Annotated in this window: 7 protein-coding genes and 1 pseudogene; 5 read left to right on the top strand and 3 right to left on the bottom strand. The window is 73.9% G+C overall.

Translation table 11 applies throughout. From position 1 onward, the window contains the following. Positions 1-286 (top strand): MerR family transcriptional regulator (locus tag ACWGDE_RS33175; protein WP_453392758.1); only part of this gene is annotated, 286 nt, incomplete at its 5' end. A gap of 1 nt (position 287) precedes the next feature. Here the strand turns inward: ACWGDE_RS33175 and ACWGDE_RS33170 are convergent. The 3 genes from ACWGDE_RS33170 to ACWGDE_RS33160 all read right to left on the bottom strand — a co-directional run bounded on the left by ACWGDE_RS33170 (position 288) and on the right by ACWGDE_RS33160 (position 3,777). Next, on the bottom strand, positions 288-1,301 hold the full coding sequence (locus ACWGDE_RS33170) for a TolB-like translocation protein (protein WP_453392757.1): 1,014 nt from the start codon (positions 1,299-1,301) through the stop codon (positions 288-290). Continuing rightward, entirely contained in the window at positions 1,298-2,716 is a 1,419-nt protein-coding gene (locus ACWGDE_RS33165; RefSeq protein WP_453392756.1) for an MFS transporter, read from the bottom strand. Before ACWGDE_RS33165 ends, ACWGDE_RS33170 begins: the two co-directional genes overlap by 4 nt. 194 nt (positions 2,717-2,910) lie before the next feature. Continuing rightward, on the bottom strand, positions 2,911-3,777 hold the full coding sequence (locus ACWGDE_RS33160) for a glycosyltransferase (RefSeq protein ID WP_453392755.1): 867 nt from the start codon (positions 3,775-3,777) through the stop codon (positions 2,911-2,913). A gap of 407 nt (positions 3,778-4,184) precedes the next feature. Here ACWGDE_RS33160 and ACWGDE_RS33155 point away from each other — a divergent pair, with 407 nt between their 5' ends. The 4 genes and pseudogenes from ACWGDE_RS33155 to ACWGDE_RS33140 all read left to right on the top strand — a co-directional run. Then, positions 4,185-5,285: a Gfo/Idh/MocA family protein gene (locus tag ACWGDE_RS33155; RefSeq protein ID WP_453392754.1), complete on the top strand. Its 1,101-nt coding sequence runs from the start codon at positions 4,185-4,187 to the stop codon at positions 5,283-5,285. A gap of 91 nt (positions 5,286-5,376) precedes the next feature. Then, on the top strand, positions 5,377-6,405 hold the full coding sequence (locus ACWGDE_RS33150) for an NAD-dependent epimerase/dehydratase family protein (protein ID WP_453392753.1): 1,029 nt from the start codon (positions 5,377-5,379) through the stop codon (positions 6,403-6,405). Then, positions 6,402-7,568 (top strand): DegT/DnrJ/EryC1/StrS family aminotransferase, encoded by a 1,167-nt coding sequence (locus tag ACWGDE_RS33145; RefSeq protein ID WP_453392752.1) that lies wholly within the window; start codon positions 6,402-6,404, stop codon positions 7,566-7,568. The genes ACWGDE_RS33150 and ACWGDE_RS33145 overlap by 4 nt, the downstream gene beginning before the upstream one ends. Further along, positions 7,565-7,748, top strand: a pseudogene (locus tag ACWGDE_RS33140) (hypothetical protein); the annotation flags it as partial. The gene ACWGDE_RS33145 and the pseudogene ACWGDE_RS33140, both read left to right, overlap by 4 nt.

The following is a 7,748-nucleotide window of genomic DNA, read 5'->3' as shown; positions in this document are numbered from 1 at the left end:
GGCCTACACCATGGGCCGGGCCGCCGAGATGCTCGGCACCACACCGGGCTTCCTCCGCGCGATCGGCGAAGCCCGTCTGATCACCCCGCTCCGTTCGGAAGGCGGCCACCGCCGCTACTCCCGCTACCAGTTGCGCATCGCCGCCCGCGCCCGGGAGCTCGTCGACCAGGGGACCCCCATCGAGTCCGCCTGCCGCATCGTCATCCTCGAGGACCAGCTGGAAGAAGCCCAGCGGATCAACGCCGAGTACCGGCGGCGGGCCGCCGGCGAGGACTCCGAGGACTGAGTCAGCCGAGGCGGGTCGGCGAGGAGGCCGCCGGCGCCAGGACGCGCGGGGTGCCGGTGCCGTCCGCCGGAACGGTCCACACGTCGGTGGTGTCCACCGAGCCCTCGGCCGGCAGGGCGTAGGCGAGGGTGCGGTCGTCGAGCCAGAGGGCCTGGTCGTCCACGCTGCGCTTCTCCGCGAGCGGCTGCTCCTTCAGGGTGCCGAGGTCCAGGACGTGCTCCCGCCACAGGGACGCGCCGCGCTGCACGCGCTTCTTGTACGCGACCCTCGTCTCGTCGGGCGACAGGGAGGGGCACTCGACGTTCTTGGCGAGGGTGGTGAAGCTGCGCCGCGAGATCGACCCCTTCACCAGGTACGTCTGGCCGTTGGTGCCGAGGGTGGCGTAGAAGGTGTCGTCGTCCTTGGAGAACGTCACCCCCCAGAAGTTCACGTCCCCCGAACTGTAGGGGCGGCCCTCCAGCTCGATGGAGAACTTCTCCAGGTCCGGTTCGGCCGTGCCGGAACGGGTGTCCACGATCGAGGTGCGCGTGGAGAAGAACGCCGCGCCGTAGGACTCCCCGGCGACGAAGACGGTCCAGGCGGCGAACCGGCCGCTCGGCGAGACCCGGGCCCGGGACGGGGTCCCCGCCAGCGGGAAGCTGCGCACCGTACGCAGCTCCGAGTCGACGACGATCGCCTTGTTGTCCTGGGCGAGCGCGCCGGGGGAGGAGTTGAGGCAGACACCGGTGCCGGAAGCCGCGTAGAACCGCTGGCAGTTCAGGGAGGAGGCGGTGCGCCCGGCCTGGGGCGACTGGGCCGGCACCGATACGAGGGCCCCGCGGTGCGGGCCCTGAGCACCGTTGAGGAAGGCCAGCCCGTCCTTCCGGTCGAGGGTGACCCGGCCCTCGGTGGCCGTCGGATCGCCCTCCTTGGTCTGCTCGGAGCGGGCGGCGGCGCGTACCACCATCGCGCCGGCCACCCCTCCGAGGAGCAGCACGGCCAGGGCGAGTACGAGCAGCCGGCGTGAGCGCGTCATCGGGTTCCTCGGGTTCCTGGGGTGCGTCGGGGGTGCGGGACGGGTGCGCCGTCCGGGGCCGTGGGGCGGAGTACGAATCCGGCGACGGCCGCGCAGCAGCACAGGCCGGCCGCCGCGGCGGTGAGCGCGGGGCCCGAGCCCCAGAGCGTCCAGGCCCCGCCGAAGGCGAGCGAGCAGCCGAAGCGGGACAGGGCCTGGCCGGTGCCGACGAGCGCGATCCCGGTCGCCCGCAGCTTCGCCGGGACGGTCGCGGCGACGGCGGCGGGCAGCACCCCGTCGGTGGCGGCGTAGAACATGCCGTGCAGGACCAGGACCAGGTACGGCAGGGCGGGCCAGGCGGGGGCCCACAGCAGCAGGCCGTAGCCGGTCAGCAGGAGGGCGTGCCCGGTCAGGAACACGGTGCGGCGGCCGATCCGGTCGGCGAGCGCGCCGGCGGGCACGGCCAGCAGCAGGAACACGGCGGCGGTGCCCAGGGGGAGGAGCGGGAACCAGCGCTCGCCGACGCCGGTGCGGTCCTGGAGCAGCAGGTAGAGGAAGGCGTCGGAGACGGTGGTCAGCCCCAGCAGGGCGGCGCAGGCAGCCAGGGCGCGCAGCCGGGGCAGGCGCAGCAGGCCCAGTGCCTCGCGCACGTTCACCGCGCCCGGCTTCGGCGCGGCGGGCCCGGCTTCGGCCGGGACGCCGACGGGAGCGGTGGTGGCGGCGCCCGTGGCGGTGGCGGAGCCGGGTTCCGGGGTCGCGGCGGGGCGTGGCCGGGCCTCGGCGGGAGCCGTACCCGCGGCGGCGGCGCCGGACGGGACGAACAGCATGAGCACCACGACGCCCAGGGCGGCGATGCAGGCGCTGACCCCGAAGACGGCGTCGTACCCGTCGACCGTCAGGCTCAGGATGAAGAAGGCCGCGAGGGGGCCGAGCAGGGCGCCGGTGGTGTCCATGGCGCGGTGCACGCCGAAGGCTCGGCCCTGCAACTCGGGCGGCGTGGACAGGGAGATGAGCGCGTCGCGCGGGGCGGTGCGCAGGCCCTTGCCGGTGCGTTCCAGCGCGAGGATCACGCCCACCGGGCCGAGGCTGTGGGCGAGCAGCAGCAGCGGCTTGCACAGCGCGGACAGGCCGTAGCCGATGCCGGCGATCAGCTTGTGGTTGCGTATCCGGTCGGCGAGGTGGCCGCCGGTCAACTGCACCAGTGCGCTGACCCCGTTGTACAGGCCGTCGAGCGCGCCGAAGCCCAGCGGGCTCAGGCCCAGCCCGGCGACCAGGTAGAGCGGCAGGACGGCGGTGACCATCTCGGAGGAGACGTCGGTGATCAGACTGACCGTGCCGAGCGCGAGGACGGCCGAAGCGACCGCAGGGGCCCGGGTGGGGCCTCCGTCCGGTGCGGTCTTCGCGCCCGCCGGCGCGGAGCGGTCCGCGAGGTACATGGTTCCGAGCTCCCGGTGCAGACGGTCTGAGTCACTCGTACGTACGAGTGGCACCCTAATGGTTGTACGGGCCAACTGGGCCTCGTACGGCAGGATTCGGCCGGTCGGCTCGAATCGGCCGGCCGGGCCGCTCGCGCAGATCGGGCCGACCGGGCTGCCCGGGAGTTCGGGCTGCCCGGGCCGGTCGCGGGGCCTCAGCCCTGCCGGCTGCTCTCGTCGCGCAGCCAGGTGGAGAAGTCCCCGCTGGCGATGGCCTTGCGGGAGCCCCGGCGGGCCGCGAGGGCCGCCACCACGAACACCACGACCCCCGGGAGCAGCCGCGGCTGGGCCCGGAGCAGCGCCCGCAGGTCTCCCGCACCGGTGCGCGCGGACGGTACGGACGAGGCCGGGCCGGCGGGCCGCGCGGCCTGGAAGCGCTCCAGCTCGGCGGACGAAGTGGCCGCCCGGACCCGGCGTTTGATGAGGTCGGCCCAGGTGCGCGGCGGGTGCACGACGACCCGGGCCGCCTCGACCACGCTCCGCTCCGCGGGGGCGAAGGCCAGGGAGGCGGCCAGATCGTCCGCCATCAGCGGGGGCAGGGCGGCGATCCGCGCGTGGCCCGATGCGGAGACGGCGATGACCCCGCGCCCGAACAGCCCCTCGCGGACGGCCGGCAGCAGCTGCCAGACCCGGTAGTACGCCCGGACCGGCCAGGCGCAGCCGGACAGCGGGATATCGCGGCCGGGGGCCGCGGCGAGCAGCTCCGGGCGGTCGGAGAGGGCGCCGGCCAGGGCCCGTACGTCGGCGGCCCCGACCTCGACGTCGGCGTCCACGTACAGCCGGGGAAAGCCCTTGGCGTGCTCGTCGCCGACCCGGAGGGCCTGGTGCTTGGAGGGAGTCGGGATCTCCACCACCCGGACGCGGGGGCCGCGGGCGCCCGCCACGGCGGCGGTGTCGTCGGTACAGCCGTTGCACACCACGACGATGTCGGGCCCGGAGTCCGGGGTTCCGGTCAGGAGCGCGTCGAGGAGCCGGCCGATGACCCGGCCCTCGTTGTGGGCCGGGATCACGATGCTGGTCACCCCGGAAGTATGCACGGCCGAACGCCTGTACCGACCGTTTACTCCAACTCTCCCCGGGGGTACGCGCGGTGGTCTAGATTGAACCCAGCCGACCGGATTCGGCGTGCTTCGGCGACGCCATGATCCGATCGGTGCAGGGAAGTTGAGTCAGGGACGGGCGCGGCGGCTTGGGGGAACAGGCCGCCTGCCCGGGGCCGGACCGGCGCGAGGGGTGCCGGACGGCCGGGGGGCGGAAGTACGTGGAACACGTACGGCATCGGTCGTGGGGGCCAGCGCCGTCGGGCGGGTCGCAGACGGGTCGCGCAGGCGGCCCGGCCTGCCGTCGACGGCACCCCCTTCCTTCGCACGCGTCCCGGCCATGGGTCGTCGACATGCCCTCGGGCGTGCGCGGAAGGAAAGGGAACGCTGTGAAGGACACCGCGAAGGACGTGGGGCGGGGCGCCGGAGCCGCAGGCGGGACGCCTGCGGGGCCGTTGGGCGTGGCCGTCGTCGGCGCGGGCTACTGGGGCCCCAACCTGGTCCGCAATTTCCAGTCCAGCCCGGAGTTCCGGCTGCGCTGGCTCTGCGACCTGAACGTCGACCGCGCCAAGCAGGTGCTCGGCGGATACTCCACGGTCCAGGCGACCTCGGACTACGAAGCGGTCCTCGCCGACCCCGGCGTCGACGCCGTCGCCGTGGCCACTCCGGCCGGCACCCACCTCGACGTCGCGCTGGCCGCCCTGCGCGCCGGCAAGCACGTCCTCGTGGAGAAGCCGCTCGCGGCCACGTACGAGGACGGTCTGCGGCTGGTGAACGAGGCCGAGGAACGCGGTCTCACCCTCATGTGCGACCACACCTACTGCTACACCCCCGCGGTGGCCCGCATCCGGGACATGGTCCGCTCCGGCGAACTCGGCGAGATCCAGTTCGTGGACTCCGTGAGGATCAACCTCGGGCTGGTCCAGAAGGACATCGACGTCCTGTGGGACCTGGCCCCGCACGACCTGTCGGTCCTCGACTTCATCCTCCCGGAGAACGTCCACCCGGTCGCGGTGGCGGCGCACGGCGCCGACCCGATCGGAGCCGGCCAGTCCTGCGTGGCCTACCTGACGCTCCAGCTCAACACCGGCGCCATCGCCCACGTGCACGTCAACTGGCTGTCCCCCGTCAAGGTCCGCACCACCATGGTCGGCGGCTCCAAGCGGACCCTGGTGTGGGACGACCTCAACCCCACCCAGCGCGTCGCGGTGTTCGACCGGGGCGTGGACCTGACCGCCCCGCAGGAGATCGGCGCGGACGAGCGCCGCGACATGCTCGTCTCCTACCGGACCGGCGACATGGTGGCTCCCGCGCTCGGCGAGAAGGAGGCCCTGCGGACCATGGTCGAGGAGTTCGCCTCCGCGATCCGGGGCGGACGGCCGGCGCTCACCGACGGCCGGGCGGGCCTGCAGGTACTCGACATCCTCGAAGCGGCCTCCAGGAGCCTGGAGTTCCGCGGCGCGGTCGTCGGACTGCGCACCGGACGTTGACAGTTCACGAAGCATCCGTGCCCGGGGCCGCGCGCGGCGCGGCGTCGGGCACGACGGGAAACACCATGACCGACTCAGTAGGGGCAGGGCGTTGAGCAGCGTACGAGGCAAGAGGATTCTGGTAACCGGCGGAGCGGGCACGATCGGCTCGCACCTGGTGGACCTGCTGGTGGACAACGGGGCGCGCGAGATCGTCGTGCTCGACAACTTCGTGCGGGGGAGGACCGCCAACCTGGCCCGCGCCCTGCCGAGCGGCGTCGTGGACCTGGTCGAGGGCGACATCCGGGACGTCGCCGCCGTGCGCAAGGCGACCGAGGGAGCCGACCTGGTCTTCCACCTGGCGGCGATCCGCATCACCCAGTGCGCCGAGGAGCCGCGGCTGGCGAACGAGGTGATGGTCGACGGCACGTTCAACGTGCTGGAGGCCGCTGCCGCCGCCGGGGTGGGCAAGGTCATCGCCTCCTCCTCGGCCTCGGTCTACGGGATGGCGGAGTCCTTCCCGACCACCGAGCGCCACCACGCGTACAACAACGACACCTTCTACGGGGCCGCGAAGGCCTTCAACGAGGGCGTGCTGCGCAGCTTCCACGCCATGTACGGCCTGGACTACGTCGCACTGCGCTACTTCAACGTGTACGGCCCCCGGATGGACATCCACGGCCTGTACACCGAGGTGCTGATCCGGTGGATGGAGCGGATCGCCGCGGGCGAGCCGCCGCTGATCCTCGGCGACGGCACCCAGACCATGGACTTCGTCCACGTCCGGGACATCGCCAGGGCCAACCTGCTGGCCGCCGAATCGGACCTGACCGACGAGGTGTTCAACGTCGCGAGCGGCTCCGAGACCAGCCTGCTCGACCTCGCGAACGGGCTGCTGGAGGCCATGGGCGCCGAGGGCCTGGCGCCGGAGCACGGACCGGCCCGCGCCGTGAACGGCGTGACCCGCCGGCTCGCGGACACCTCGCAGGCCGCGCAGCGCCTCGGCTTCACGGCCGACATAGACCTGCGCACCGGCCTCAAGGACCTGGTGGACTGGTGGCGGGCCGAGCGGGAGGCCGACGCGGCCGCTGCCGCCGAGTCCGCTCCCGGCGACGCCCCCGCCGCGGAGGCGGGCCGATGAGCGCCGGGACCACGCCCGCCCAGGACGGGCCGGCCCGCATCCCCGTCATGATCCCCTGGCTCGGCGAGGACGAGGCGCGGGCGGCGGCCGACGCGGTCCTCTCCGGCTGGGTCGCCCAGGGCCCGCGGGTCGCCGAGTTCGAGCGGGCCTTCGCCGAGCGGGTGGGCGCCGAACACGGCATCGCCGTGAGCTCCTGCACCACCGGTCTGCACCTCGCGCTGATCGCCCTGGACCTCGGCCCGGGCGACGAGGTGATCGTGCCCTCGCTGTCCTTCATCGCCACGGCCAACGCCGTGCGCTACGTGGGCGCCCACCCGGTGTTCGCGGACGTGGAGGAGGCCACCGGGAACCTGACCCCGGCCACCGTCGACGCGGTGCGCACCCCGCGCACGAAGGCCGTGCTCGCCGTCCACCAGGGCGGGGTGCCGGCCGATGTGCACGCCCTGCGCGAAGCCTGCGCCGACTGGGGCGTCCCGCTGGTCGAGGACGCCGCCTGCGGCATCGGCGCGACCGTGGGCGGCAAGTCGGTGGGCCACGGAGCCCTGCTGGCCGCCTGGTCCTTCCACCCCCGCAAGGTGATCACCACCGGCGAGGGCGGCATGGTGACCACGGACGACGCCGCATGGGCCGAGCGGCTGCGCCGGCTGCGCGAGCACGGCATGAACGTGTCCGCCGCGCAGCGGCACGCGAGCAGCAAGCCGATCGCCGAGAGCTACCTGGAAGTCGGCTACAACTACCGGATGACCGACATCCAGGCCGCGGTCGGCCTGGTCCAACTCGGCAAGCTGGACGAGATCGTGGCCCGCCGGCGCGAGCTGGCCGCCCGGTACGAGGAACTGCTCTCGGGCATCCCCGGCCTGCGCCCCGTCCGGGACCCGGCACACGGCGAGGGCAACTTCCAGTCGTACTGGGTGCTGCTGACCGAGGAGTTCCCGGTCGGCCGGGACGAACTGCTCGCGGTCCTCGCCGAGGCCGGGATCTCGGCCCGGCGCGGGATCATGGCCTCGCACCTGGAGCCCGCGTACGCCGGGCACGGGGCGGCGGCGCTGCCCGTGACCGAGCGGATCAGCCGCGACTCGCTGATCCTGCCGCTGTTCCACACGATGACCGAGGAGCAGCAGGACCGGGTGGTGGCGGTGCTGCGCGAACGGGCCGGCGGATGAGCGGCCCGAACGGGCCGGACGGGGCGGCGGGTCCGGGCACCGAGGACCTGCTGATCGTCGGCGCGGGCGGCTTCGCCCGGGAGACCGCCCAGGCCGTACGGGACGCGGCCGCCGCGGACCTGCGGCTGGGCCGCGCCCCGCGCCGGCGGCTCCTCGGGCACCTGGACGACGACCCGGCCC

The sequence above is a fragment of the Streptomyces sp. NPDC054956 genome, assembly GCF_053609185.1.
This window is presented reverse-complemented; position numbering and strand designations above follow the sequence as displayed.